The organism is Cupriavidus sp. 2KB_3 (assembly GCF_052115685.1).
GTDB classification, from domain to species: Bacteria; Pseudomonadota; Gammaproteobacteria; order Burkholderiales; family Burkholderiaceae; genus Cupriavidus; species Cupriavidus campinensis.
In genome coordinates this window covers 76,089-101,544 of record NZ_JBFRHD010000015.1, presented here as the reverse complement: position 1 = coordinate 101,544, position 25,456 = coordinate 76,089, and the positions used below count along the sequence as shown (strand labels likewise).

Sequence of the window (25,456 nt, the reverse complement as noted above, 5' to 3'; positions counted from 1 at the left end):
GATCCGCACGGCGCGCCGGCAGGGCGAATGCGCTGTGGCCAATGAAAAAGGCCGCCTTGGAGGCGGCCTTGTGAGGGGCGCGGAGCCGCTCAGGCGTGCAGCGCGGCCGGTTGCAGCGATTGGCCGGTCAGGCTGGCCACGGCGATGGCCATGGCCTGCTCGCGGGCCTCGGCGGCGGCCGGCGCGGGCATGAAGCGCTCGGGGGCTTCGCGCGCCAGTTGTTGGAGGTGGCGCAGCTTGGCCTGGAGGCCGGGTTCCACGCGCGAATCGGGCGTCACCGTCGACGGGCAGGCCACGCCGAGGATGTCCAGCGCCTGGCGGAAGTTCTCCACCGTCAGCCCCTCGGCCGGATTCACCTGCACGAGGTGGCGGCGCTGCGCTGCCGTCATCGACGACGGGGCGGCCGTCGACAGGATCACCCAGCTACCGGGTGCGGCGCGCTGCGTGAACCAGGCGTCGATCTCGGCGCCATGACCGCCCGCCACGCGCGGGGTCATGCCTTCCACCTGGAGGTCGAGCTGTTGCAGGATCGCGGCGGGGGTGCCACGACGCCAAGCGTCGGACACCACCACGCGGGCGCCGGCAATGCCGAACAGCCGGCGCAGGAAGCCCAGCGCGATCGGATCGAAGAAACGGACATCCCTCAGGGTGCCGCTCGTTGGCGTACCGCCCAGGCGGGCAGCGGAGCGGTCCGAGTAGAGGACGCCGGGTACGTCCAGCATGATGAGGCGTTCAGACATGATTTCCCTGTGGTAGTCGGTGCTGTTTTGGTCGAGACAAGCGTACTCGGCAATTCGGCCTCTGCGGCGCCACAAAACGTGCGTAAGTGCAACAGTTCTGTAACTTCTACACCGGAGGCGTAAATGCCCGTTACCCCTTGTTCTCAAATGTTTCTGCCCGACACACCTGCCTGATGCCGGGGTCGATTCCGGCGCGGATGCGGGCGCAATGGAGATGAAAACGAGCGCGCCTGCACATCGGTTGACATAACTCGATTAGGGGAATTACTAGGATTTACCCGAGGCGGGAAGGGGCGGTGGGAATGGCGCTGAAACCGGAGGGGGCGGCTTACCGCTTACGCAGTAAACGCATTTCGAAATGCTCGAATGATTGCTGGCACGCCGCGCTGCAAAACAACACGGTGGGACCCACGGGCTGCTCGCAGCCATGACAGGCGCCGCACGGCTTGAGCCGTGGCGCCCAGTCGCGGCCCGCCGCGTCCAGATCATCATGAAAGGACGAATCGTCCTGCACTGCCTTGCGTAGCGCCATGCCAGGTCCTTGCTGTGCGTCCCGGTTGAGAGGCAAGCGAACATGCTAGCCGGGCTGTGGCCCGGAAAGAATCAGCATTCGCTTATTTACGACAGCAAAGACCGGAAACTTTAACAATGGCGTGACATTGGTGCGGTGCAGCGTGGCCGGGCTACTGGAACTGGAAGCGGGACACGTCAGATTCCAGCGCGGCGGCTTCCTCGTCGAGCCGGTTGGCGTGCAGCGCTACCGTGTCCACGAGCGCGCTGTTCTGCGCCCCGGTCTGCTCGAGTTCCGCGAGGGCATCGCCCACGGTGCGGATGCCGGCGGCCTGTTCCTCGGCCAGCGCACGCAGATGGCCCGCGAGGCTGTGGCTGCGGTCGACCGCCGATTCGATGCCTTCCATCGCCGCCACCACGCTGCTGCTGAGGCTGGCGCTGCGTTCGATCTCGCGCGTGGCGTCGCCGACGATGCCGCCGATTTCGCGCGCGGCGTTGGCGCTGCGCTGGGCCAGCGCGCGTACCTCCTGCGCGACCACCGCGAAGCTGCGTCCCGCCGCGCCGGCGCGCGCGGCTTCCACGGCGGCGTTGAGCGCGAGAATGTTGGTTTGAAACGCGATGCCCTCGATCACCGTGACCACCTCGGCGATATTGCGCGAGTGGCCCAGCACGGTGGCCATGGTCCCGTTCATGTCGCGCACCACCGCCATGCCGGCGCCCGATGCGGTGCGTGCCTCGTTGGCCATCGTGCTCGACTCATTGGCCTGCTCATGCACCTGTTCGACGAGCGCGGTCAGGCGCGCCATGCTGGCCGCCGCGTGGCGCAGGGCCTCGGCCTGCTGCGCGGTGCGCGCCGCGAGTTGCTGGTTGCCGTCGGCAATGTCGCCGCTGGTGGCTGTGATCTCGTGGGCGGATTCCTGAATGCGGGCCAGCACGCCGGCCAGTTCGTCGCGCATGCCGGCCAGGAAGTAGAGCAGGCTGGTTTGGTCGTCCTTGCGCAGGGCGATATGCGCGGTCAGGTCGCCGCTGGCGATGCGATTGGCTGCCGCCGCCGCGTCGCGCGGCTCGCCGCCGAGTTCGCGCGTCAGGCTGCGCGCCGCGAACCACGCCAGCGCGCCAGCCGCCACGAAGCTGGCCACCAGCAGCGCGGCCATCAGCGTTTGCGCGCCGACCTGGCTCGCGGCAACGCCGGCCACAGTGTCGGCAGCCTGCCGCTCCATGCCGGCGCGCGTGGTCTCCATCAGCGCGCCGAGCTTTTGCAGTTGCTCGCCCAGGAAGTGACCATCGACGGAGACGGCGCTGTCGAACTGGAGGGCGTCCAGCGGCTGCTTGTTGATCAGCGCTACATAGCCTTGCATCAGCTCGCCCGCCGCCGCGCGCTCCTTTTGCAGCGCCTGTGCCTGGCGCGGCGCGGCCTGGCGCACGCCGTCCACGGCGGCGTCCAACTGGCGCATGGCCTGTTGGATGTCCGCGCCGGCAGCGTCGCGCTCGGTGGTGCTCGTGGCCAGCGTCAGCGCGAGTTGCGCGCGGCCCAGCGTGGCCAGCGCAGCCTGCGCGCGCTCCGCCGAGATGGCGCCGCGCATATCGCGTTGATACAGCGTGTCAGTGTCCTGCTTGAGGGAAACCAGATTGAGGATGCCGATCAGGCCGACCACGGCCCCGAAGACATAGACCAGGATGAATGCGGCGGACAGCCGCGCCGCCAGCGGCAGTCGCAGCAGCCGTTGCCACACGGCTTCGCCGCGTGCGCGCGGCAGACTCAATTGGATGGCTTGCAACACGAAACACACTCCTGCCGGGGTTGCCCCGGCCATGCCATGACCCGATGCCCGCCGCGTGGCTGCCTGGCCGTGCCGCCCGGTTGTGGTCGGCCGGGGCATGTTCCCGTTGCGGTGCGCCGCCATGCTCGGCGAACGGTGTGACGCAGGCGTGACACCCTCGCACAGGCAGGGGAGATGGGCGCAGGCTGGGCGGGCTGGCTACGGCTGCAGCAGGGGCTGGCCGGGCGGGCCCGTCAGGTCGGCGCGGACGGTCTGGTCGAGGATGTCGAGCCGGTAGCCCTGCGCGTAGACGACGTTGACGGTGACGCCGTTGGCCGGGCAGAGGTCAAGCGTGCGCCGCATGCGCGAGACCAGCCCCGCCAGCGCGCGCGAGAGCGGCGGCAGGTCATGACCCCAGATCATGTGTTCGATCCGCTTGCTGGCCAGGATGCGGCCTACGTTGGCAAACAGCAGCGTGGCCAGGTCGAACTCCTTCGGCGTCATGGCGATGCGGCGGCCGTTCAGCATGGCAAAGCGGCCGGGGCTGTTCAGCTCGTAGGGGCCGGCGCGCATCGGCAGGTTGTTGCGGAAGCGTGCGCCGCACATGCGCCTTCGCAGGGCGGAGATGCGCGCCAGCAGCACGCGGTTGCTCAGGGCTTCGAGCACGTAGTCGTCGGCGCCGGCGTCGAGCGCCTCGACGAGGTCGTTGTCGTTGTTATGCTGCCCGCCGATCATGATGATCGGCATGTCGCGGGCCCGTACGGCGCGCACGGCACGGATCACGTCGATTGCGGAAATGTCGTGCAGGTCGCGGTCGACCAGCAGCATGTCGTAGCTGTCGTGGCTGAGGCCGTGGATCAGGTCCCGTCCGGCAAGGAACAGGGTGCACTGGAAACCCGCGAGGGAGAGCAGGTCCTGGATGGGGTGGAGGCGGGCCGCACGGCTAGCCAGTAAGGCGATGTTGGTTGAAACACTCATGCTGCAACTACCAGAAAACTGAAACGGATTGACGGAGAGGAACCGTCAGAGCGTAGCGGTGGCATGCCTGGCCGGACAATCGTCATTCCCTTAAATGTGGGGCAGCGGCGTCGCGGCGGCGGGCTTATCCACAGAACGTGTGGATAACTGGCAGGCGGGCGGAGGCGCACCGGCGTCGGCACGCCATTGCATCGGCGCGCCTAAAAATGAGGCAGCCGCGCAGGCATATGGCGATCGGGGGGATGCCCTCATGTGACGGGTATGCCAGAATGAGGCTCAATCCATGTACGGGCCCGCAGCGCCGAACCATCCGCCAATGTTGATGAGTCCTAGCGTGATCGCCGCAGTGATGGTCGCCTTCCACATCGTTGGCGTGATGGCCGCGCTGCATGCCGTGATGACGGTCCGCACCGCGCCCGGTGCCATTGCGTGGGCGGGGTCGCTGGTGATGATGCCGTACTTCGCGCTGATTCCGTACCTGATCTTCGGCCGCAGCACCTTCGCCGGCTACGTCAACGCCCGCCGTTTCAACAACGACCGCCTGCGCGAGATCCGCCGTGGCATGACCGCGTCCGAGCGCGAGGCCCTGTCGGCCTGCGTGGTGACAGCGCCGGCGCAGGCGTGCATGCGCGCGCTGCCCGGGCTGACCGGCATGCCGTGCCTGGCCAATAACGACGTGCGCCTGCTGATCAACGGGCAGCAGACCTTCGAAGCCATCTTCGCCGCCATCGACGCCGCCACGCAGGTCGTGCTGGTGCAGTTCTTTATCGTCCATGACGATGAACTGGGCCGCGAACTCCAGCGCCGCCTGTGCGAGCGTGCCCGCGCCGGCGTGAAGGTCTATTTCCTGTTCGACAGCATCGGCTGCCACGGACTCGGACGCGGCTACGTGCGCACGCTCCAGCAGGCGGGTGTGGAGGCCCGGCCCTTCGCCACTCATCCCGGCTTTGTCAATCGCTTTCAGCTGAATTTCCGCAATCACCGCAAGCTCGTGATCGTAGACGGCGCGCGCGCCTTCCTGGGCGGGCACAACGTCGGCAACGAATACCTGGGTGGGCGGGCGCCGCTCTCGCCGTGGCGCGATACGCATATCGAAATTCGTGGCGCGGCGGTGCTGGAGTTGCAGATGGCGTTCGCCGAGGATTGGTACTGGGCCGCACGCGAGGTGCCGTACCTGATGTTGCCGCCGCAGGGCGATGTGGGCGAGATGATCTGCCAGGTGGTGCCCTCCGGCCCGGCCGACGCGCAGGAGACCTGCTCGCTGTTCTTCGTCGAGGCGATCCAGTCGGCGCAGAAGCGGGTCTGGATCACCTCGCCATACTTCGTGCCGGACGAGGCAGTGTTCGCGATGCTGCGCCTTGCCGTGCTGCGCGGGGTGGACGTGCGGATTCTGATTCCGTCGCGCCCGGACCACCTTGTGGTGTACGCGGCGTCCACCATCTACGCCTACCAGGCGGTGTGCGCGGGCGTGAAGGTCTACCGCTACCAGCCTGGCTTCCTGCACCAGAAGGTCATCCTGATCGACGACGAGGCGGCCGCCGTGGGCACCGCCAATCTCGATAATCGCTCGTTCCGGCTCAATTTCGAGATGATGGTGATGACCGCGCATCCGGCATTCGCGCGGGATGTCACGCGCATGCTGGAGGCCGACTTCGCCGAGGCGCGCGAGATCAGCCGCGACGAGTTCCTGGCCTCGCCCGCGCTGCTGCGGGTGGCGATGCACGTGGCCAAGCTGTTCGCCCCCATTCTCTGAACGGCGCCGCTGCCGACGTTGTCCACGTTGGCGCTGGCGCTATTTGTGTACACTGTCTACTATACATAGCAGAATGAGTGGGCGATGTCCACATGGGAGTTTGACATGAGCCGAGTCGCCAACACGCCGCCCACGCGGAGCACTTATCGACATGGCGATCTACGGCGCGCCCTGCTCGAGGCCGGGATCGATCTTGCACGCACCGGCGGCCCGGAGGCCGTGGTGCTGCGCGAAGCCACGCGCCGCGCGGGCGTGGTGCCGAATGCCGCGTACCGTCACTTCGCGAGCCGACAGGACCTGTTGCAGGCGGTACGTGCCGCCGCGCTGTCCGGTCTGGCCATGGCCATGGAGACCGAACTGGCCACGCTGCCCGCCAATGCTTCTGCCGCCGAGCATGCGCGCGGGAGCCTGCGCGCGGTCGGTGCGGGCTACCTTCGTTACGCACTGGCCGAGACCGGCCTGTTCCGCACCGCATTCTCGGTGCCGGACGACGTGGAGGATGACCCGGACCCCGCCAAGGCCGGCAACAGCGGCCTCAACCCCTTCCAGTTGCTGGGCGCCGCGCTAGACCTTTGGGTCGATGCGGGCCTGCTGCCGGCGGCCCGCCGCCCCGGCGCCGAGTATGTGGCCTGGTCCGCCGTCCATGGGTTGGCCATTTTGTTGATCGACGGCCCCCTGCGCAGCCGCGCGCAGGAACAGGCCGGCATCATCGGTGCGCGGCTGCTGGACATGGTGGAGAACGGCCTGACGATGGCCTGAGACCAAAAAAATGCCACGTGGCGGGGACCACGTGGCATCCAAGTAAAAGAATGCCAGCGAGGGGTCAACTCTGGCACTCCAGCGGGTACCTGCATTGCACAGGCGGGGGCCAGTGTAAGAAGACGATTCTGATTCGTGAATAGGAATAGTCCGAAAGTGGATTTTCGCCGCGCAAATATTGTCTAACGCCCATGGGGCGACGGTCGAAGTCGCCCTCGGCTTTGATGCAGGTCAATGGGAGTGCACGATGAATGGGGCGCGCGGTTGGAAGATGGCGGGCATTGCGGGCGCCACATGGTTGCTGGGCGGCTGCGTGGCATATCCCGGCTATGACACGGCGGACTACTACGGGAGCTATCCGTCCGGCTATGCGTCGTCAGGGTATTACGGCGGCTATTACAGCGGCTATCCCGCCTATGCCTACGGCTATCCGTACGCCGGGTATCCGTACTACTACCGGCCCTGGTATGGCGGCTTCTACGGCAACGTCTGGTATGGCAGCGGATATCGCGGCTACTACGGGCGTGGGTATCGGGGCTATTACGGGGGCTACCGCGGCTACCACGGGGGACACGGCGGTTACCACGGGGGTTACCACGGCGGTTATGGTGGCTACCATGGCTATGGCGGTGGGGGCAGAGGTGGCGGCGGCCGTGGCCGGCGCTGAGCCTGTGACCCAGCGCGATCCCGCCTACGGCAACTACGGCAACTGCCTGAGCTGGCCGATCACGGACATCAGCCGCCCGTGCGCCACGATGACCGACGATTCATCCTGCAACGCTTCCTGATAGCGCTTGCGAAACGCCTCGTCCCCGCGCTCGCTGAACAGCTTCTGCGCGGCGCCGGCCACGGCCCGGCAGGTATCGTCATGATGTTCGTCGCCCTCGAGTTCCTCGTCGATCTCGATGATGAGGCGCGACAGCGGGTCCAGCCAGCGAAAGAAAGATTCCTCGGTGACCAGTTGCACGAACTGCCCGGCCGGAATCGGACCGTGCAGACGCTCGTATTGACCACGGTCGTAGCCGATGACTTCCTTGTGTACCTGGAGCAATGCCGCGCGCAGGGCGCGCAGGCCTAAGCGGCGGGTTTCCTGGGTGGCAAGGAACTGTTCGCTGGGCATGCCTTTTCTCCACTTTCCTGTTCCGGGACAGGGCGTGTCGACATGACCCGTCGGCGGGGTCCTCCCGGGAACCGCCATCGCCTGCCCGATCGTTTTCGGTGTTGCATCGCCATGCGGCATGACATGGCGTCTGCGAGAGTCAAGTATAGGAAGCGAGCGTGGCGCAGACCAGCGCGCAAGCCTAGCGAGATACCCGTATTGCGGCCCTGCGGCAAACCGTGGCGGCCATGTGGGTGAGCCTGAAACAAGATGCCGATGCTGCGATGCAAGGCGCTGTTCAGGCACCCGGCTCCTGCAACGGTGCACCCGTTGTGGCGACGATTTCCTCGGGGGAAGGATGGGCGCGCGCGGTCAGCCGCAGGCGCGCGAGCAGCGGAAGATGATCGGACGCCAGGCGCGTCAGCGCGCTGCGATGGCCTGCCACCGACACCAGGTGCGCGCGTGGCGAAGTCCAGATCCGGTCCAGCGCGAGGAAGGGCCAGCGCGACGGAAATGTCGAGACATGGGGCGTGCGTTCGAAGTACGCATGCAGCCAGCGCAGCGGCCTTCCCCACAGGAACCACTCGTTCACATCGCCGAGCAGGATGGTGGGCTGCTCGGGCGCCTCCGCCAGCGCGGTGAGCAGGCGGCGCACCTGCCAGCGCCGCTCGCCGGGCATCAGGCCGAGGTGCGTGGCAATCACGCGCAGCGCGAAGGTGTCGTGCTCCACGGCGTTGCATTCGAGCATGGCGTCGATGGCGCCGCGCGGCTCGTGCCCCTTCACGCTGAGGTCGATATGGCGGATGCGCAGCGGCCGGTAGCGCGTGAGCAGGCCGTTGCCGTAGTCGCCGTCCTCGCGGACCAGCGTGGGGCCGGGAATGGCGTGCAGGCCGGTGTGCGCGGCGAGGAAGCGCAGCATGTCGAAGCCGGTGGTGCGCGACTCCACCTCCTGCAGGGCGATCAGGTCTGCGCGCAGTTCCGTCACCACATCCGCGATGCGCTTCGGCACGAAATGCCCATCGGTGCCCACCCCGCCGTGGATGTTGTAGCTGGCCACGGCGATGTCCGCATGCAGTGACCCCGAGGGGTCTTGGGTGGGCGGCAATGGCGCGTGCATCAGGCCCCCTCGCGCGACGGCGCGCTGGTGCAGGGTGGCGGGTGCCGCGCCGCCGCAGTGGCAGTCGCAGTGGCTGCCGCATGGCGTTCGGCGTTGGCTGCGCGCTCCCGACGCTTGCGCCGCCGGCGCAGCAGCACCGCCACGGTAATCGGAATCAGCAGCACCAACGCCAGCAGGGCGAAGGTGCCCGCGCCTGGGTCCTTGGCCACGGCGGCAATCCGGTCCACCAGCGAGGCGGTGATGAGAATGCCCGGCGTCATGCCGATGGCGGTGCCGAGCAGGCAATCCCGCAGCCGGATGCGCGACGCGCCCACCACCAGGTTGACCAGCGTGAACGGCGCCACCGGCACGAGCCGCAGCACCACCATCGCCAGCACGCCATGCTGCCGCACCTTGTGGCTCAGCCGGTTCAGCCGGCGTCCGCCCAGGCGCCGCACCGCGTGGCGGCCCAGCAGGCGGCCCGCCGTGTAGCCGCCTGCGGCACTCAGCACCGTGCCGGACAGCGCCAGCAGCGCGCCGTACCAGGGCCCGAACACGACCAGCGTAACCACGATCAACAGCGTCACCGGAAACATCACCAGCCCGCCCGCCACGAAGGCGGCCATCATCGCGCCTGGGGCAAACGGCATGTCGCGCACGTGCTCGATCATGGTCAGCAGGTAGCGGAAGTCGGCCCACTCGCGCAGCGGTGTGTAGCGCCACGCGAAAGCCATGCCGCCCAGCACGAGCACCAGCAGCACGAACACCGCCACGCGGTTGGCCGCGTGGGGGCGGGCCTCGTGGCTGACGAACTCACCCATGATCTGATCGCTGTCGATGGGTTCGATGGGGTCCAGCAGCCGCGCATCGGGCAGCGCGGCGTCGACTTCGTCCGGCACGGTCGGCGAGAATCGCTCCAGCGTGCGCCCGTCGCTGCGGTGCAGGGTCTCGATGGCGGCGTGCAGGCCGCCGGCGTCCGCCAGCGCGGCGTCGAGCTCGTCCGGCGTGACGGCGAGGTGCTCGCTCAGCAGCCGCCCGCGCATCGCCCGGATGCCGGCAGCGATCTTGGGATCGCCATTGGCTTCCACCACGAGGTTGCATTCGGTATCGAGCCCGAACGAGCGATTGCTGAGATTGGCCGACCCGATCGTCAGCAGCTGGTCGTCCACCACCATGACCTTGCTGTGGACGTTGACACAGGCATCGCCAAGGTCCGGCACATGCGGGCAGTACAGGTGGAACCGCGCGTGCGCGTCCGCGCCGCGCAGGCGCCGGCAGAGCCGTGCGCGCAGCACCCCCATGCTCGCTTCCTCCAGCCAGCCGCTCTCGGTGCGCCGGGACACCAGCGCAATCTCGGGCCCCTCGGGCTCGCGCAGGCGCTTGGTGAACGCATCGGCAATCAGGCCGGAACTGAAATACTGGTTCTCGAGGTAGATGCCCTGGCGTGCCGCGCCGATGGCATCCAGATACAGCTCGCGGATCTCCGACACGCCGGGCTCGTCCTCGCAAGCCGGCGAGGTCCGGCTGATGCCGACGTCCACATTGGTCAGATCGGGTGCGATGCTCTCCGGCCACGCATCCCCCAGCGGCCGGTCCGGCACACGCGGCTGGCGGCCCGTGGCGCGCAGCCAGCGCGCCGCCGCCAGGTCGCCCAGCGCAGCGGCGGCATCGCCATCGACCACGCACTGCACGTCATGGAAGGGCGGGTAGGGCTTGCCGTCCAGATCCACGCGGCGCGGGTCGTCGGCCAGATGATGATGGGTGTCCCAGCGCCGGATGGTCAGGTCCAGCCCGCCCACGAAGGCCACCTGATGATCGACCACGACCACCTTCTGATGATGCGAGGCCCCGGGCGGATGGTTGCCATCGAGCCGGAAAGACAGCCGCCGATGCGTCTGCCAGTGCATCTTGGCGGATGGCAGCCACTCGCGCTCCAGCGCGAACACCATCGCGAAATCCCAGCTCAGCACGTAGATCCGCAGGCCGCGCCGGCGTTTGCACAGCGCGTTCAGGAAGTCGCGCAGCGTGGGCGGCAGGCCATCGTCATGGTCCCCGCCGCCCGGGGTCATCACCATCCGGCTGTCGATGTCCCAGCCGAGGATGAACACGCTGTGCGTGGCCTTGGCCAGCGCCTCACGGAGTGCGGAAAAGTACGCATCGGCGTCCACCAGCATCGAAAAACGCTGGCACGGCTCCACCCGCCAGCAGTTGTGGCCGGGGCGCAGGAGCGGGGAATTGGGAAGGGCGTCGGACATCACCCGGCCACAGGCGCAAGTTTTGTACCGGATCGGGAATTCGCGCCAGGACTGGCTTCGGAGGAGGGCGGACCCCTGCCGGCGGTGTGCGCCTTACTCGGCTTTGTAATTCTGACAATCGATGGCGAGCGCTTCAGGGGCCCCGCGCCGCCTCGCGCCACGCCCCCGGCGGCAGGCCGAAGCGGCGGGCAAATGCACGGGTGAACGTGGTCTGGTCGGGATAGCCGACACCGAAGGCGATGTCGGCCAGCGGCATCGTGCCGGCCATCAGCCACTGCACGGCCTGATCGAGGCGCAGGCGGGTCTGGTAGCCGTGCGGGGTGTCGCCGAAGGCTTCGCAGAACAGCGTATGGAAGTGGCGGGCGCCCCAGCCGAAGCGGCTGGCGAGTTGGTCGGCGCGCGGCGGCTCGGCGAGGCTGGCGCGCAGGCAGGCGTCGATCGCCAACACCGGGAAGCGGGCGGCGTCGTGCCGGGCGAGATCCTGGCCGAGCGAGGTGGCCAGATTGCCAGCCAGGATGGCCGCGCGCTGCCAGTCGTGCTGCGGCGGGGCGCCCGGGCGGGTTTTGGGGATGGCGACGAGCGTGCGCACCTGGGCGGCAAGTGGGCCGTCCAGCGCAAAGGTGCGGGGGCGGGCCATCAGTCGGGCCGGGAGCGCCACGGAGCTGGCCGGGAAGTCGGCCACCAGTTGCAGGTTCTCGGTCAGGCCCACGCAGACATGGTGTTCGCCGCCGGGCACGACGAGGCCGTGTTCGGCATCCACCCGATAGGCGTGGCCATCGATTTCCAGTTCGATGGCGCCGTCCACGCCGAACAGCAACTGGTGGTAGTCGTGCGCATGGCCGAGCGGCTGCGGCTGGAACCGCCGGGGCTCGACCAGCGGGGCGGCGTGATCAGCGCGCTTCGGCACGTTGCGTCCGTCCCTGGGTCTGGCACAGCCACACGCCGGCGCCGGCCACCGCCATGCCGAGCCACTGGAGCGGCACCAGATGGTCGCCAAACAGCAGGGCGGCCTGCATGGCGGCCAGCGGCGGGGCAAGGAACATCAGCGCGGCGGCGTTGGCGGCGCGTCCGCGGCGCACCAGCGCCAACAGCAGCCAGGTGCCCAACCCCGACAGCACCAGCGCGGCATAGGCCAGCGACGCCCAGAGCGTGGCGCCCGGCTCCCAGTGCAGCGCCCCCGGGCCGCCATTGACCATGACCAGCGCGCCGGCCACCAGCATCGCGCCGGCATTCTGCCAGGCCGAACTGGCGCGAATGTCGGCCTTGGCGATGGAGGTCTTCTGCAACAGCGTACCCATGGTGATGGAAACAATGGCCAGCAGGCCGATCAGCACGATCCACGGCGACACCGCGTGCGGTGCGCCGGCCCGCATCGCGGGCAGCACGACCAGCCCCACGCCGGCCGCGCCGAGCGCGAGCCCGCGCCAGGTGCGCATCGAAGGTAGCTCTTTTAATAGGGGGATGGCAAGCAGCGCGGTCAGCAGCGGCTGCAGGGCGCCCAGCAGCGCCATCACGGACGGCGACAGGCCGTGCGCCACGGCGCCGTAGCCGGCACACAGGTAGATGCCCTGCATCAGCGCGCCGGCCAGCAGGTGGCGGGGCACCTCGCGCGGCGCCGGCCACGCCGCGCCGGTCAGCAGCGCCGCCAGCGTGAACATCAGCCCGGCCAGCGCGAAGCGGGCGAGCAGGAACAGGCTGGTGTCGGCCACGGGCACGACCGCCTTGCCGACAATAAAGCCGGTGGACCAGATCAGGACGAAAGCCAGGCCAGGCAGCCAGGCGGGCAGGGGGCGCGACATGGGAGCGGTACTCGATCAGATTCCGGGGCGGCCGGCATTGGCCGCAATGGGGGAGATTGTCCGGCAGCGTAGCGGGGCGGAAATCGGCTGTCTTGGCGATTCCTGCAATCGGCGGCGGGCCGATGCCGTCGATCATCGGACAAATCCAATAGACCTCATGGACAATAAGCGCCTCGTCCACGTCTCTCGGCCCCGATTGGGCCGCTTTCTGCCATGCAACCGACCGCGCCCCATCACCGCCTGATCCAGGACCTCGGCCTCGTGCCCCATCCGGAGGGGGGATTCTACCGGGAGACGTACCGGGACGCCGCACGGGTCCGCCGGGCCGATGGCGCGGAGCGCTCGGCCTCCACGGCCATCTATTACCTGCTCTGCGATGACGCGTATTCGGCGTGGCACCGCATCCGCGCGGACGAAGGCTGGCATTTCTACGCCGGCGGGCCGCTCGACGTGCATGTGATCGATGGCGCAGGCCGGCTGCACACCCACCACCTCGGCAACCCCCTGCACGACGCCGGCACCGCGTTCCAGGCGGTCGTGCCGGCCGGCTGCTGGTTCGCGGCCGAGCGCGTGGCGGGCTACGGCGGCGGTTATTCACTGGTGGGCTGCACGGTGGCGCCGGGGTTCGAGTTCAGCGAGTTCGAACTTGCCGATGCGGCGGCGCTGGCCGCCGCCCATCCGGACCACGCCGAGGTCATCGCCCGGCTGGCGCCCCGGCCCCCCAAGCGCCCCCCCTCGCGGCCACAGCAGGGCTGACCGCCTCGATCCCTACGTTTGCCGGCAAGTTTTACACGTAGCGGGTGCGCCCCGCCCCCGCCGCGCGCCGATGTTGCGGCGCCGGGCGGTCGGGAACGGCTTTTGCAGAACCGGTCCACGGACCCGTTTTCGCATGTCCGCTACCTACCCCGCAAAACCCCACAGAACGAGGAGTCATCATGGATAAATCCAAGATCCCGGTCGGCCAGCGCCCGGCCCTGAGCCTGTTGCTGGACGACCACCGCGCCGTCAAGAAGCTGTTCAAGCAGTTCGAGGAAGCCAGGGAGGACAGCGCCAAGCAATCGATTGCCGCAGAAACCTGCCACGCGCTGACCATTCACGCCCAGATCGAGGAAGAGATCTTCTACCCCGCCCTGCGCGGGGTTTCGGACAAGATCGACGACATGCTCGATGAAGCCAAGGTGGAGCACATGGTGGCCAAGCAGTTGATCGCGAAGATCGAGTCTGGCGACAAGGACATGCTGGACGCCAACTACAAGGTGCTGACCGAGTACGTCGGGCACCACGTGGAGGAAGAGGAAGGCGAGCTGTTCAAGGCCGTGATCCAGGCCAAGATCGACCTGAAGGCCGTGGCGGCGCAACTTGAGGAGCGCAAACACGAGTTGGAAGGCGTGACCGCCTGACGCTAGACGCGGACGTAAAAGCCAAAAGGCCCATCCATGGCGGATGGGCCTTTTTTATGAGCTGCGATTAGTGGCGTTTAATGCGCTTTATCGCCTTCAGCCCTGATTCGCGAGCAGATCGGCCAGCTCACCGGCATGTTCTTCCTCGACGGCCAGGATCTCTTCCATCATGCGGCGCGTGGTCGGGTCCTTGTCGCCCAGGTACTGGACGATCTCGCGATAGCTGTCGATCGCAATCCGCTCGGCCACGAGGTTCTCGCGGATCATGCTGGCGAGGTCGTCGCCCTCGCTGTACTCCGAATGGCTGCGCGTCAGCAGGCCGTCCGGCGACAGGTTGGGCTCGCCGCCCAGTTGGACGATGCGCTCGGAGATCTGGTCGGCGTGGCCTTGCTCCTCATTGGAATGCTGGAGGAATTCGTCGGCAACGCTCTTCGAGTTCGGGCCCTTGGCCATGAAATAGTGGCGGCGATAGCGCAGCACACAGACGATTTCCGTGGCGAGTGCGGTATTGAGCAACTCGATCACGGTGTTGCGGTCGCCATCGTAGCCCTCGGTGACGGCGCCGTCTTCGATCTTCTTGCGGGCACGTTCACGCAGGGTCTTGATGTCGGTGAGGAAGGGCTGGGATTGCATTGTGATGGACTCCTTTGCCAACCGAGAGCGGGGCCTTGAGTGGGCGCTGATGTGGACGCTGATGTGGGGATTTGGTGCGTATCTATCTTAGAGTTCCGCCCCCACGGCGCGGCGTCAGCCCGTGCCCCATTCTGCTATCGGGCTCGGTCCTACAACCCGCCGGCCAGCCGTCTGGGCTGGCGCGGCGCAGGCTTGACGGCGGCTCAGTAGCCGTAACGGTTGTAACCGGGGTTGTAACCTTGGTTGTAACCCTGGTCATAGCCCTGCTGGTACTCGACCTGCCCGTAACCGACCGGGGCGCACGGCACGTAGGCACGGTGGTAGTTGCTGTAGCAGTAGCCCGGCGGCACCTGCGGGGCGGCGTAGGCCACCGGCTGCGGCGGCGCGTAGACCGGCGCCGGCGCAGCCACCACGGGCTGGCTGTAGACCGCTGCGCCGATGGCCAGCGCCGCGATGGCGCCCACGGCCAACGCGGCCACCGCGCCGTCCGACCCGCCGCCACCGTGATGGCGGCCGCGGGCCGACGCCGGCCCGGCGGCCAGCATGGCGGCGCAGAGAACGGCAATACCGGTGTAACGAATCGATTGACGCATGTCGGGCTCCTTGTCGGCCGATGATCGGCCTTGCTCGATGGGAGCCATCATGCCCTGCGACGCATTACAGTGGGTTACGCGATGGTGAGCAGATGTTACGGCTGCAACATCTGGCGCGGCTCTGGCGCGAGTTACTCGCTGGCTTCGGCCAGGAACCAGGCGCGGCGCTGGGCTTCGTCGATCCAGTTCTCGAGCAGGCTGGCGGTGGCCACGTCGCCGTGGTCGTCGCAGACGCCGTGGGCGTCGAGCATGATCGCGGCCAGTTGCAGATTGTCGGCGCGAAGTTCCGCCAGCATGTCGCGCGGGGCCACGCGGTCGGCATCGTTGTCGCGCAGGCGCTGCTGGCGGGTCACGTCGCCGACGGAGCGCAGCGTGGCGGCGCCGAGCTTGCGCACCCGCTCGGCGATGTCGTCGGTGATCGCGAAGATCTGCGCCGACTGCTCGTCGAGCATCAGGTGGTAGTCGCGGAAGTGCGGGCCGGACATGTGCCAGTGGAAGTTCTTGGTCTTCAGGTAGAGCGCGAAAACATCGGCGAGCAGCGGGTTCAGGTGCGCGGCGATGGCGGCGACGCCCTTGGCATCCGGGATGGACGGGGCGACGGTGGCGGTGACGAGGGAGGGCGCGGGCATCATGGCTCCTGGCGATCGGCAAACATTCGGGGGAATCCGGGCAAGGCTCGGGGTGTCTTGCCGCCATGATCGGGCCGCATGCCGCGCCGCCGTTGCCGCCGGACCCCGGAATTGTCGATAACGCACGCTGGCGCGCCCGGCTGGGGGGGCGGACCAGACTATACATACATATAGTTACGCCGCCGGAGCGGGCCTCGTATCATGCCTGCACGCATCCCGGCATGTCGCTCCGGGCATCGCTGCGTGTTTCAGTCGGGTCGAGGTAGTCGCTTTGCACAACAAACAGTTATTGGCCATCGTCGACGACGATGACTCTGTCCGGGTCGCCACGTCGCGCCTGGTTCGCTCCCTGGGTTGGGAAGTCATCCTTTTTGACACCGCCACCGCATTCCTGAACTCCGGCTGTGCCGCCGAGGTGGATTGCGTGATTTCCGATGTCCAGATGCCTGGCATCACCGGCATCGAGATGCATCGCCGGCTGACCGAAGCCGGCGTGCACGTGCCCGTGATCTTCATCACCGCGTTTTCGGTGGAAGCCACGCGCAGGCAGGCGATGATGAACGGTGCGCTCTCCTTCCTCAGCAAGCCGGTGGACGGCGCCTCGCTGCAGGCGTGCCTGGACCGGATCGGCAAGGCGGCACCCAGCGCATAAGTGCCGTACCCTGCCGTACGTCACATTTTGCCACCTGCTATGTATAATTCCTGCGCACACATCCAAGGTGGATCGATGGCACGTCCGTGCCCGCCCGCACCACGACTGTGCACGCGACCGCCCCGCAAGACTGCCGACGGCCAGCGGTAGTTGAAACCGCCGAAGTCCCCCGAGGAGCCACCCCGAGCATGTCCCAGCCAACCGCCGTGCACAGGCCGAAATCCGAGAATCCGCGCGTGCTGCTGACCCTGGCGGCCCTGCTGACGCTGGCGATTTTCCTGATCGATATCCTGACGCCGCTGACGATTGCCGTGGCGGTGCTCTATGTCGTGGTCGTGCTGCTGGTGGCCGCCACCGGCTCGCAGCAGGCCACGCTGTATTCGGCCATCGGCTGCGCCGTACTGACCATCTTTGCCTTCCTGTTCCAGCGCACGGTCAGCGAGGACGCCGGCCCGCTGGCGCGCTGCGTGTTCAGCCTGCTGGCGGTGGCCAGTACCTCGCTGCTGGCCATGCGCAACCTCGCCAAGACGGCCCAGCTGCACGAAGAGATGCAGATCCGCGCCACGGCCGAGGCCGCCCTCGCGCGCAGCGAAGCCTTCCTGGCCGAAGCGCAGCAGCTGAGCCAGACCGGCAGTATCGCCATGCGCGTGCCCGACGACACCATGACATGGTCCGACGAGGCCTACCGGATCTTCGGCTATGACCGCACGGTCACGCCCGCCCCGGATCTGATCCTGGCGCGCGCCCATCCGGAAGACCTGCCGCTGGTGGTATCCGTGCGCGACCAGATGCGCCGGGGCGTACCGCTGATCGACGTGCGGCATCGGCTGCGCATGCCGGACGGCACGATCAAGCACGTGCACCTGGTGTCGCGCCGGCGCGCGGCGGCGCCGGACTATACCGAATACGTGGGCGCGCTGATGGACACCACCACGGCCGTCCAGACCCAGCAGGCACTGCAGCGCACCTCCACCGAACTCGCGCATGTGATGCGCATGACCACGCTGGGCGAGCTTGCAGCGTCCATCGCCCACGAGGTGACGCAGCCGATTGCGGCCATCGTCACCTGTGGGGACTCCGCGCTGCGCTGGCTGAACCGGCCGCAACCGGACGTCGGCGAGGCCACCCAGTCCATCGACCAGATGATCCGCGATGCACGGCGCTCCAGCGACATCATCCGGCAGATCCGCTCGATGGCGCAGAAGCGCGATCCGGTCTACGCCGAGACTGCGCTCGACAGCCTGGTGCGGGAGTCGATCGAACTGATGCGCCGCGAGCTGCAGGATCACCATGTGGAATCGGTGATCGACCTGACGCTGCCGGACGCGATGATCTGCGGCGACCGCGTGCAGCTTCAGCAGGTGCTGATCAACCTGCTGATGAACGCCGTGCAGGCAATGGAAGGCGCCAGCCGTCCCCGCAGGCTCTGGGTCAACACCGCGCTGGCCGAGACGCGCCAGGTGCAGGTCACCGTGCGGGACGCCGGCAAGGGCATCGCGCCGGAAGATGCCGACCGGCTGTTCAGCGCGTTCTTCACTACCAAGGCCGAGGGCATGGGCATGGGCCTGTCGATCTGCCGCTCCATCGTGGAGGCGCACGGCGGCCGCATCTGGGCCGAATCGCCGCCCGAGGGCGGCGCGGCCTTCCACATCATGCTGCCGTTGCATCTTGCCGATGCGGCGGACGGCGAATGCGCGGCGCTTCGGCACGCTGCAGAAGCAGGGAGCGAACATGGGCAATGAGTCGGGCGCCGCCAACGAGGTGGCAGGTGGCGTGGTCTATGTGGTGGACGACGACGAGTCGATGCGGGTTGCCGTGGCGATGCTGCTGCGCTCCGTGGGCCACCAGGTGCAGACGTTTGCCTCCGCGCAGGAATTCCTGGCGTGCGAGCGGCCCGACGCACCCAGTTGCCTGATTCTCGACGTGCGGCTCAAGGGCCTGAGCGGCCTGGCCGTGCAGGAGCAGATCGGCGCGGGCCAGATCAGCATTCCTATTGTCTTCATGACGGCTCATGGCGACATCGCCATGTCGGTCAAGGCGATGAAGGCGGGCGCGACGGACTTCCTCGCCAAGCCGTTCCGGGACCAGGACATGCTGGACGCCGTGAACAGCGCCCTGGCGCGCGACGCCCAGCGGCGCGTGGCCGACCAGTCGAGCGCGGACTTGCGCCAGCGCTATGCCACGCTGACCCAGCGTGAGCGGGAAGTCATGGCCCAGGTGGTGCGCGGGCTGATGAACAAGCAGATCGCGGCGAACCTGGGCCTGAGCGAGATCACGGTGAAGATCCACCGCGGCCAGGCCATGAAGAAGATGGGCTCGCGCTCGCTGGCCGACTTCGTGCTGAAGGCCGAAGCGCTCGGGATGACATCCGACGCTTCGCAGTAAGCCGTCGCGTCAGCCCGGCCCCCACGCCGAGATCAGGGCCGCCATGCCGCAGCAGGCGGTGCAGACCCCAATCCAGCAGCAAATCAGCTTGCGTTCGCGCCACGTGATCGGGGCGGGATAGGACACGTGCTGGGCGGGCATCGTCGAGGTCTGGATGGGCATGATGGGCTCCGGGGGCCTGGGACTCAGGCGTCCGACTTCTCGGGCGAGGCCGAGACACCGGTCAGGTCGCGCCCGGCCAGTTGCAGCCTGGCGGAGGCATCCACGGATTGATCGAAGCGTGCGCCATCGGTGTAGGGGTCGCGCGGCGAATCGACGCGTGCGCCATCGGTGTAGGGGTCGCGCGGCGAATCGACGCGGGCACCATCGGTGTACGGGTCACGCGGCGAGCTGACGCTGGCGTGGGCCACGGTGGCGAAGCTGCCGAGGCTGCCCAGCACGAGCAGGGCGGTTGCGGCGAGGGTGCGTTGGGTGCGTGTGGTCATGGGAATCTCTCCATCAGTGAGGGTGCAGCTTTGGGTTTCCTGGCGGCTCACCGCGCATTGCCGGCTGCCTGGAATCAAGCTTAGAGACTCACGCCCCGGAAATCATTTGTACATCCGTTGCCGCCGATAGCGCATTCGTTGCGGGGCCTCATCCTTAGGTTTAACTCGCCGCAACGGCAGCCACCACGGACTGCGCCAGCAGGACTTCGGCCAGGATCATCGCATCGGCATTGCGCGCACGGGGGCGCTGCGGCCGGGGCTTGTAGATGGCATCGCCGGGCTCGATCTCGCGGCCGCTCATGGCGCAGAAGCCTGCCACGCGCGCGAAGGCGGTGCCCCATTGCTGCTCGCCGTAGCGGCAGTGGGTGGCATCGTTCCACGACAGCACGGCGGTGTGCGCATCGGGCAGGTCGATGATGCGGATCAGCACGCCGGCCAGGTCCTGGCGGCCGCAGCGATGGTAGGACACGGCGCTGCCGGCGGGCTGGTCGGGCTGCGCAAACAGCAGCCCGAGTGCCTGCTGCCAGGGGTCGGGGCGGTTGCGCGTCGGCGCAACCTGGTCTGTCACGAGGTTGTCTGCAAGCATGATGGGGCTCCGGGTTGAGGGCGACGGCCGCTCAGGCGGCCTTGCGGTCCAGGCTGCGTTTCACGCGCCAGTTGTAGGGCGTCTCGCCCACAAAGCGCTTGAACACGGTGGTGAAGTGCGATTGCGAGCGGAAGCCGCAATGCATGGCCACGTCGAGAATCGTCTGGCCGGTGGCGGTCAGCAACGACTGCGCGTGCTCCACGCGCCGCCGCAGCAGGTATTCGTGCGGACGCAGGCCGGTGGCGCGGCGGAACTGCGCCGCGAAGTGCATGCGCGTGAGGCCGGTGCTTTGCGCGATATCGGCCAGGCCAATCGCTTCGGACAAATGAGCGTCGATGTAGTCGGTGGCGCGGCGCAGGCGCCACGGCGGCAGCGGCGCCAGGCTGCCGCCCGTGGCCTCCGTCGCACCGGCCTGGAAGTGCCGCGCCACGAGGCGCGAGACAATGGCCAGGCTCACGCTCTCCACGAAGATGCGGCTCGCGCCGGCGTCCTGCACCTGCGTCATCGCCAGGGCCTGACCGAGCCGCTCGAGCGCCGGGTCCTGCAGCAGCCTGGGCGAGTCCAGCACAATGTCGCCGGCATGGGGGCGATCGAACAGGTCGGCGTGGCATTCGGCCAGTACCGCCTGCGTGGCATACAGGTGGAGCACGTCGGCGGGCGCCTGGAAGGTGGCGCGCACCGGTACGCCCGGCGCGGTCACCTGCACGGCGCCGGCGGTGACGCGCCCGTCCACCAGCGGCCGGCCTGCATGCACGAACGCCAGCGTGGTGCAGCGCAGGTTCATGGCGATGCAGTGGTGGGTGTCGGCGCCGGGGTGGAAGACCTGGAGCGGCTCGCTGGGCTCGAGCGTCCAGCGCGAGACCGGGATCTGGGCGCCCGTGTCGTGGGAGGGTGCGCGCCACCGCTGCTCTGCGCCGATGAGCCCTGGTGGCGCGGACGGGCGGGCGGTACTGACCGGGATGAGCGAAGCGTGATGCATGACGGCCCCTTTGAACTGAACGTTGAAGCGGTTCTGGGCCGCTAGACCCAGCATGGCTTCAAGGTATATCAGGCAAAGGAGGCCGAATAGCCCTACAAACGGTTGCGCACGGTGTCAAATGGTTTGCGCAACTCATACCTTGGTTTAGTCGGCCAGGCGCGCTGGGGACCAAGAAAAACGGGCTTCCGAGGAAGCCCGTCGTCCGCTGGATAGTACGCGGTCTCGTGCGAAAGTGCTTTCAGGCGCTGACGGGCGCGCCGCCCGCTGCCGACTCCTTGGCGAACAGGCTCTTGGATGCCGCCACATGGCTGGCCAGCACCGGCCGCAACACCACCACGGCCAGGAAAGCCGCCGTCAGATCCATGCATGCCACGGTGTAGAGCACCGTGGACCACGTGCCCGTGGCCTCCATCATCAGGTTGCCGATCGGCACGAACAGCGCGCCAATCCCCTTCGCCGTGTAGAGCACGCCGTAGATCTTGCCGATGTGCTTGGTGCCGAAGGCGTCGCCGGCCAGTGCCGAGAACAGCGAGTAGACCTCGCCCCAGGCCAGGAACACCACGGCGGACAGGATCAGGAACGCGTACGGGTTGCTGCCGAAATACCCCAGCGCGATGATGCCGATGCCCTCCAGCGTGAAGGCGATCACCATCGTCTTCTCCCGGCCGATATGGTCCGAGATCCACCCGAACAGCGGCCGCGAGATGCCGTTCATGATGCGGTCCAGCATCAGCGCCAGCGGCAGGGCCGCCATCACGAAGAAGTGGAGATCGACCTTGAAGTCTTTGACGCCGAGATCCTTGGCGATGACGCCGAGCTGGGCCACGGCCATCATGCCCCCGGTCACCACCAGGATGAACATCATGAACATCAGCCAGAACAGCTTGGTGCTCATGGCCTCCTTGAGCGTGTAGTCGCGCGTGGCCTGGGCCAGCTTGTGCGACGCCCGGGTTTCCTGGGCACGCGGCGAGCGCAGGAACCACGCGGCCACAAAGGCGATAGAGCCCTGCAGCACGCCGAAGAAGAAGAACGTGTCCTGGAAGCCGGACGACTCGATCATGGCCGCAATGGGCAGGATCGTGGCCGCCGAGCCCGCGCCGTAGCCGCCGGCGGTCAGGCCAACTGCCAGCCCGCGCCGATCCGGGAACCATTTCAGGGCGTTGTTGATGCAGGTGGCATAGATCGACCCGACGCCAATCCCGCCCACCGCCGCACCGAAGTAGAAGCCCGCCAGCGTGGTGGCCTGCGAGTTGATGATCCAGGCCGCGCCGATAAACAGTGCGCCGAACGCCACCATCAGGCGCGGGCCGAATTTGTCGATGAAGTAGCCCTCCACCGGCGCGAGCCAGGTCTGGACCAGCACGAACAGCGTGAACGCCACCTGGATCTGCGCGCGCGGCCAGCCGTAGGTCTGCTGGATTTCCGGCACGAACAGCGTCCAGGCGTACTGGATGTTGGCCGTGGCCACCATGCAGACGACGCCAAAGGCCAGCTGGATCCAGCGGGTCCGATCCGATGCCTGTTGGTTCGGGGTGAGTGCGGCGGAGGATGGGCTAGTCATGGCGCGCTCCCTGGGTGGTTTGTTGTGGCATGTTTGTCTCCTGTTTCCTGGTTGCGATGTGCGCTCGCGAAAAGGAATAAATCGTATGCCGGCCCATTTATCGATTGGGCGGTCAAATACAAAGTATGTGATATACCAGCCCAGCGCAAGATAAAGACGCAGCAGGGTTTTCACCAAATACAGTGATTATCGGAATCAATGCGGATGGCTCAGATCAGGGACGAATCAATAATGCCCAAAAAAAATGCCCGCAGGCGTCCCGGCGGGCGGAGGCACGTTGCGTGACACCAGTCCGCAGCATGTAGCTGCAGTTATACGCACAAAATAAGGGGCGCGTACGCGGTTTTCCGTCAAATGACAAAAATGTAATGGAGATAATCTATCGGGGCAGATCGATTAATGCCGTAATTGGCGCGCTGCGGAAAAATGAAAATGCAGGGGAATGAGCGGCAGGACGCCGGGTGGGGGTAAATGCCGCGAGTCTGATTGATGGATTATCAGCCGGGACGAATCAGGTTAAGTCATGAATCCGCGCGAGGGCCGCGCGGGATGTTACGGGAAAAATCAACCCCAGTGCCGCACGCGGCCGGTATCCACGTGCACGAAGTTGTCGCGCGTGTAGATGCCCACGCCACCGCCGCCCAGGGACACCGCCGCATCGCGCAGGTCTGCCAGCGGCACGCCGGGCAGGCGGATGTCGATCGCCATGCCGTCCATGTGCAGGCTGCGCCGGGCCACGCCACCGCCCCGGCTCTTGCGCAGGCGCTCGTTCGTGACCGGGCTGCGGTAGCCGGAAATCACCTCGTACGCCTGGTCGGCACCCAGCACGCCGCGCAGGTCGGCGAGCAGCCCGAACAGCTTCGGATCGATGTTGCCCACGTCGCCCGAGTAGTGGTCGCGCAGGAAGCGGTTCAGCGCCTGCTGGGCGTCCGGCAGCACATGGTCGCCCATCGCGTAGACCAGCGAGATCTGCTCGCCAGTATGCGTATGCGAGAACGACAGCGCCCGCGCCCCGGGCACGCTGGCCAGCGCCAGACGCGGCACCGCCAAGGCAGACAAGCCAGCGGCAAGGGCCACACCGCCGGACTGGCGAAGGAAACGGCGGCGGGCTGGCGTGTTGCGGGTATGCGTCATGGCGATGGGGGCGAAAGGGGGCAAACGCGAAACCGGGAAGTCAGGAAGCACGCGCAGGGCGCGCGGCAGCATCGCTAGTGGGGCTTTGCCGCCGCACGGGACGCTGTTGAAGCGCCTGTTCGAGCACTTTGTCCTGTCCGTAAATATCAGCGAGGAAGTATACCCGCCCATCGGCCCGCGCAATCGCCGTGCCGTAGGCCAGCACCACCGGCAACGGCGCCTGCAGGGACACCGTGTTCGAGCTGCCCTTGGTCATGGCCTGACGGATGCGCGCCTCGGTCCAGTCCGGCTGGTCCTGGAGGACAAACTTCGCGAGTTCGACCGGCGCCTCCACGCGGATGCAGCCGTGGCTGAAGTCGCGCCGGTCACGCTCGAACAGCTGCGGCGACGGCGTGTGATGGAGGTAGATGTTCTGGTTGTTCGGAAACACGAACTTGATGTCGCCCAGCGCGTTTAGCGGCCCGGGTCGCTGGCGGATGCGCATCTTGCCGGCCAGCACCGCGCTCAGGTTGGCCTCGTTCAGCGTCGGCACGGCCGTCGTGCCGGACACGAATTCGAAGCCCTGCCGCGTGAAATAGCCCGGATCGCGCCGGAAGCGCGGCACCAGCTCCGCCCGCGCGATGGAGGGCGGCACGTTCCAGTACGGGCTGAACTCGATGTAGCGCATGTCCTCCTCGAACAGCGGTGTGCGGGTGTCCAGCGCCTTGCCGACGATGACCTTCATCTCCAGCCGGATGTCGAGCTTGCCGTCGCGGTAGTCGTAGGCGCGCAGCACGAATTCCGGCACGTTGACCACGATCATGCGCGGGCCGTCGGCCAACGGGGTCCAGCGCAGCCGCTCCATGGTCAGGGCGATCTGCCTGACGCGCGCCGCCGGCGGCGTATTCAGCTGGGCCAGCGTGCCCTTGCCGATCACGCCATCGGCGGTGATCCCATGACGGGCCTGGAAGGTCTTCACCGCATCCACCAGCGCGCCCTTGTAGCCGTCCGTCGCGGGCGTGCCCGCCGGCAGGTCGCCCAGTGCCGCCAGCCGCTGGGTCAGCTGGGGGAGGGCGCTGTAGGGCTGGCCCGGCGTCAGCTTGCCACCGGGCGGCGCGGGCAGCGGCGCGGTCCACAGCGGCTCGGCGGCGAGCGCGCGATAGCGGGCCAGCGCCGTGCGCAGCGTGCCATAGAGCGGGAAGGCCGGCGGCGCCTCGCGGATCGCGTCGGGCAGCCGGTTGGCGGCCAGCGCGGCGCGCAGGTAGGCGTCCGGATCGAACGGCTTTTCCTTGGAGACATCGAAGCCCGCATGCACCTTGCGCGGATCCACGCGCCCCCGGCGCAGGTCGGACAGAAAGTGTTGCATCGACTGGGTCAGTGCGCCGTCGATGCGCTCCACGGCCTCCGGTGCCAGCGCGGGGCCGCCAGCGGCCTGCGTGACCACGCGGCCCAACGACTCGGCGTCGTAGTCCTGGGCCTCGAGCCCGTCCGCGCCGGCATCGCTCAGTGCCGTCACGGCCTGCCGCGCGGCCTGCGTCGGCTTGCCCTCGACAAACCAGAGCGGCTCCGCCCACGCGCTGGCCGCGCCGCAGAGCAGCCACGCCGCGCAGATCGCGGCAAGGCGATGACGGGCACGGGAGGGGGACGCGGGCAGGATCGGCGGCGCTGCGGCAAATGTCATCGTCATTGGC

General features: G+C 67.5%; 27 protein-coding genes. 8 read left to right on the top strand and 19 right to left on the bottom strand.

The window, feature by feature from the left end:
* Nucleotides 1-89: 89 nt before the first annotated feature.
* From AB4120_RS17245 to AB4120_RS17230, 4 genes are all read right to left on the bottom strand, one after another.
* Nucleotides 90-740 (bottom strand): HAD domain-containing protein, encoded by a 651-nt coding sequence (locus AB4120_RS17245; RefSeq protein ID WP_149137857.1) that lies wholly within the window; start codon nucleotides 738-740, stop codon nucleotides 90-92.
* A 328-nt stretch (nucleotides 741-1,068) separates the two neighbouring features.
* Nucleotides 1,069-1,272 carry a hypothetical protein gene (locus AB4120_RS17240; RefSeq protein ID WP_092296587.1) on the bottom strand — a complete coding sequence of 68 codons (204 nt, stop codon included), beginning with the start codon at nucleotides 1,270-1,272 and terminating at the stop codon, nucleotides 1,069-1,071.
* Between the two features lie 151 nt (nucleotides 1,273-1,423).
* A complete protein-coding gene (locus AB4120_RS17235) occupies nucleotides 1,424-3,031 on the bottom strand; it encodes a methyl-accepting chemotaxis protein (RefSeq protein WP_149137856.1) in 1,608 nt (535 codons plus the stop codon).
* A 198-nt stretch (nucleotides 3,032-3,229) separates the two neighbouring features.
* Nucleotides 3,230-3,988 carry a response regulator transcription factor gene (locus AB4120_RS17230; protein WP_441642623.1) on the bottom strand — a complete coding sequence of 253 codons (759 nt, stop codon included), beginning with the start codon at nucleotides 3,986-3,988 and terminating at the stop codon, nucleotides 3,230-3,232.
* Between the two features lie 316 nt (nucleotides 3,989-4,304).
* On the opposite strand from AB4120_RS17230, the gene cls reads away from it, so the two are divergent.
* From cls to AB4120_RS17215, 3 genes are all read left to right on the top strand, one after another.
* Nucleotides 4,305-5,741, top strand: coding sequence for a cardiolipin synthase (gene cls / locus AB4120_RS17225; RefSeq protein ID WP_149137854.1), 1,437 nt, complete (start codon nucleotides 4,305-4,307; stop codon nucleotides 5,739-5,741).
* A gap of 105 nt (nucleotides 5,742-5,846) precedes the next feature.
* Nucleotides 5,847-6,500 (top strand): TetR/AcrR family transcriptional regulator, encoded by a 654-nt coding sequence (locus tag AB4120_RS17220; protein ID WP_441642622.1) that lies wholly within the window; start codon nucleotides 5,847-5,849, stop codon nucleotides 6,498-6,500.
* 247 nt (nucleotides 6,501-6,747) lie between these two features.
* Nucleotides 6,748-7,167 carry a hypothetical protein gene (locus AB4120_RS17215; protein ID WP_149137853.1) on the top strand — a complete coding sequence of 140 codons (420 nt, stop codon included), beginning with the start codon at nucleotides 6,748-6,750 and terminating at the stop codon, nucleotides 7,165-7,167.
* Between the two features lie 33 nt (nucleotides 7,168-7,200).
* Here the strand turns inward: AB4120_RS17215 and AB4120_RS17210 are convergent, their stop codons facing one another.
* From AB4120_RS17210 to AB4120_RS17190, 5 genes are all read right to left on the bottom strand, one after another.
* Nucleotides 7,201-7,620 (bottom strand): hypothetical protein, encoded by a 420-nt coding sequence (locus AB4120_RS17210; RefSeq protein WP_149139271.1) that lies wholly within the window; start codon nucleotides 7,618-7,620, stop codon nucleotides 7,201-7,203.
* A gap of 277 nt (nucleotides 7,621-7,897) precedes the next feature.
* Nucleotides 7,898-8,716: an endonuclease/exonuclease/phosphatase family protein gene (locus AB4120_RS17205; RefSeq protein ID WP_441642621.1), complete on the bottom strand. Its 819-nt coding sequence runs from the start codon at nucleotides 8,714-8,716 to the stop codon at nucleotides 7,898-7,900.
* Nucleotides 8,716-10,950 carry a VTT domain-containing protein gene (locus tag AB4120_RS17200; protein WP_149137852.1) on the bottom strand — a complete coding sequence of 745 codons (2,235 nt, stop codon included), beginning with the start codon at nucleotides 10,948-10,950 and terminating at the stop codon, nucleotides 8,716-8,718. Before AB4120_RS17200 ends, AB4120_RS17205 begins: the two co-directional genes overlap by 1 nt.
* A 133-nt stretch (nucleotides 10,951-11,083) precedes the next feature.
* Entirely contained in the window at nucleotides 11,084-11,857 is a 774-nt protein-coding gene (locus tag AB4120_RS17195) for a helix-turn-helix domain-containing protein (protein ID WP_149137851.1), read from the bottom strand.
* Nucleotides 11,841-12,749: a DMT family transporter gene (locus AB4120_RS17190; RefSeq protein ID WP_149137850.1), complete on the bottom strand. Its 909-nt coding sequence runs from the start codon at nucleotides 12,747-12,749 to the stop codon at nucleotides 11,841-11,843. Before AB4120_RS17190 ends, AB4120_RS17195 begins: the two co-directional genes overlap by 17 nt.
* 213 nt (nucleotides 12,750-12,962) lie before the next feature.
* Between AB4120_RS17190 and AB4120_RS17185 the strand changes: the two genes are divergently transcribed.
* Both AB4120_RS17185 and AB4120_RS17180 read left to right on the top strand, forming a co-directional pair.
* The gene (locus tag AB4120_RS17185) at nucleotides 12,963-13,505 is read left to right on the top strand and encodes a cupin domain-containing protein (RefSeq protein WP_441642620.1); all 543 of its coding nucleotides are present in this window, start codon (nucleotides 12,963-12,965) and stop codon (nucleotides 13,503-13,505) included.
* 179 nt (nucleotides 13,506-13,684) lie between these two features.
* The gene (locus AB4120_RS17180) at nucleotides 13,685-14,149 is read left to right on the top strand and encodes a hemerythrin domain-containing protein (RefSeq protein WP_149139270.1); all 465 of its coding nucleotides are present in this window, start codon (nucleotides 13,685-13,687) and stop codon (nucleotides 14,147-14,149) included.
* 96 nt (nucleotides 14,150-14,245) lie between these two features.
* Here AB4120_RS17180 and AB4120_RS17175 read toward each other — a convergent pair whose 3' ends face one another.
* The 3 genes from AB4120_RS17175 to AB4120_RS17165 form a co-directional block, all read right to left on the bottom strand.
* Nucleotides 14,246-14,782, bottom strand: coding sequence for a ferritin-like domain-containing protein (locus AB4120_RS17175; RefSeq protein ID WP_441642619.1), 537 nt, complete (start codon nucleotides 14,780-14,782; stop codon nucleotides 14,246-14,248).
* Between the two features lie 203 nt (nucleotides 14,783-14,985).
* Complete coding sequence (locus tag AB4120_RS17170; protein WP_149137848.1) at nucleotides 14,986-15,375, bottom strand: mechanosensitive ion channel protein MscS; 390 nt, start codon at nucleotides 15,373-15,375, stop codon at nucleotides 14,986-14,988.
* Between the two features lie 131 nt (nucleotides 15,376-15,506).
* A complete protein-coding gene (locus AB4120_RS17165) occupies nucleotides 15,507-16,004 on the bottom strand; it encodes a Dps family protein (protein ID WP_262389935.1) in 498 nt (165 codons plus the stop codon).
* 289 nt (nucleotides 16,005-16,293) lie between these two features.
* Between AB4120_RS17165 and AB4120_RS17160 the strand changes: the two genes are divergently transcribed.
* The 3 genes from AB4120_RS17160 to AB4120_RS17150 all read left to right on the top strand — a co-directional run bounded on the left by AB4120_RS17160 (nucleotide 16,294) and on the right by AB4120_RS17150 (nucleotide 19,041).
* The gene (locus AB4120_RS17160) at nucleotides 16,294-16,656 is read left to right on the top strand and encodes a response regulator transcription factor (RefSeq protein WP_316248529.1); all 363 of its coding nucleotides are present in this window, start codon (nucleotides 16,294-16,296) and stop codon (nucleotides 16,654-16,656) included.
* Nucleotides 16,657-16,844: 188 nt separating this feature from the next.
* A complete protein-coding gene (locus tag AB4120_RS17155) occupies nucleotides 16,845-18,398 on the top strand; it encodes a sensor histidine kinase (RefSeq protein WP_149137845.1) in 1,554 nt (517 codons plus the stop codon).
* The gene (locus AB4120_RS17150; RefSeq protein ID WP_149137844.1) at nucleotides 18,388-19,041 is read left to right on the top strand and encodes a response regulator transcription factor; all 654 of its coding nucleotides are present in this window, start codon (nucleotides 18,388-18,390) and stop codon (nucleotides 19,039-19,041) included. Before AB4120_RS17155 ends, AB4120_RS17150 begins: the two co-directional genes overlap by 11 nt.
* Nucleotides 19,042-19,050: 9 nt before the next feature.
* Here the strand turns inward: AB4120_RS17150 and AB4120_RS17145 are convergent, their stop codons facing one another.
* The 7 genes from AB4120_RS17145 to AB4120_RS17115 all read right to left on the bottom strand — a co-directional run bounded on the left by AB4120_RS17145 (nucleotide 19,051) and on the right by AB4120_RS17115 (nucleotide 25,446).
* Nucleotides 19,051-19,203, bottom strand: coding sequence for a hypothetical protein (locus AB4120_RS17145; RefSeq protein WP_187645257.1), 153 nt, complete (start codon nucleotides 19,201-19,203; stop codon nucleotides 19,051-19,053).
* 23 nt (nucleotides 19,204-19,226) lie between these two features.
* Nucleotides 19,227-19,526: a hypothetical protein gene (locus AB4120_RS17140; protein WP_441642618.1), complete on the bottom strand. Its 300-nt coding sequence runs from the start codon at nucleotides 19,524-19,526 to the stop codon at nucleotides 19,227-19,229.
* A 160-nt stretch (nucleotides 19,527-19,686) separates the two neighbouring features.
* On the bottom strand, nucleotides 19,687-20,112 hold the full coding sequence (locus tag AB4120_RS17135) for a DUF3331 domain-containing protein (protein ID WP_149137842.1): 426 nt from the start codon (nucleotides 20,110-20,112) through the stop codon (nucleotides 19,687-19,689).
* Between the two features lie 31 nt (nucleotides 20,113-20,143).
* Entirely contained in the window at nucleotides 20,144-21,091 is a 948-nt protein-coding gene (locus tag AB4120_RS17130) for a helix-turn-helix transcriptional regulator (protein ID WP_149137841.1), read from the bottom strand.
* A gap of 238 nt (nucleotides 21,092-21,329) precedes the next feature.
* Nucleotides 21,330-22,652: an oxalate/formate MFS antiporter gene (gene oxlT / locus AB4120_RS17125; RefSeq protein ID WP_149137840.1), complete on the bottom strand. Its 1,323-nt coding sequence runs from the start codon at nucleotides 22,650-22,652 to the stop codon at nucleotides 21,330-21,332.
* Nucleotides 22,653-23,216: 564 nt separating this feature from the next.
* Nucleotides 23,217-23,786, bottom strand: coding sequence for a YcbK family protein (locus AB4120_RS17120; RefSeq protein ID WP_149137839.1), 570 nt, complete (start codon nucleotides 23,784-23,786; stop codon nucleotides 23,217-23,219).
* 40 nt (nucleotides 23,787-23,826) lie between these two features.
* The gene (locus AB4120_RS17115; protein ID WP_187645256.1) at nucleotides 23,827-25,446 is read right to left on the bottom strand and encodes a L,D-transpeptidase family protein; all 1,620 of its coding nucleotides are present in this window, start codon (nucleotides 25,444-25,446) and stop codon (nucleotides 23,827-23,829) included.
* Nucleotides 25,447-25,456 lie beyond the last annotated feature (10 nt).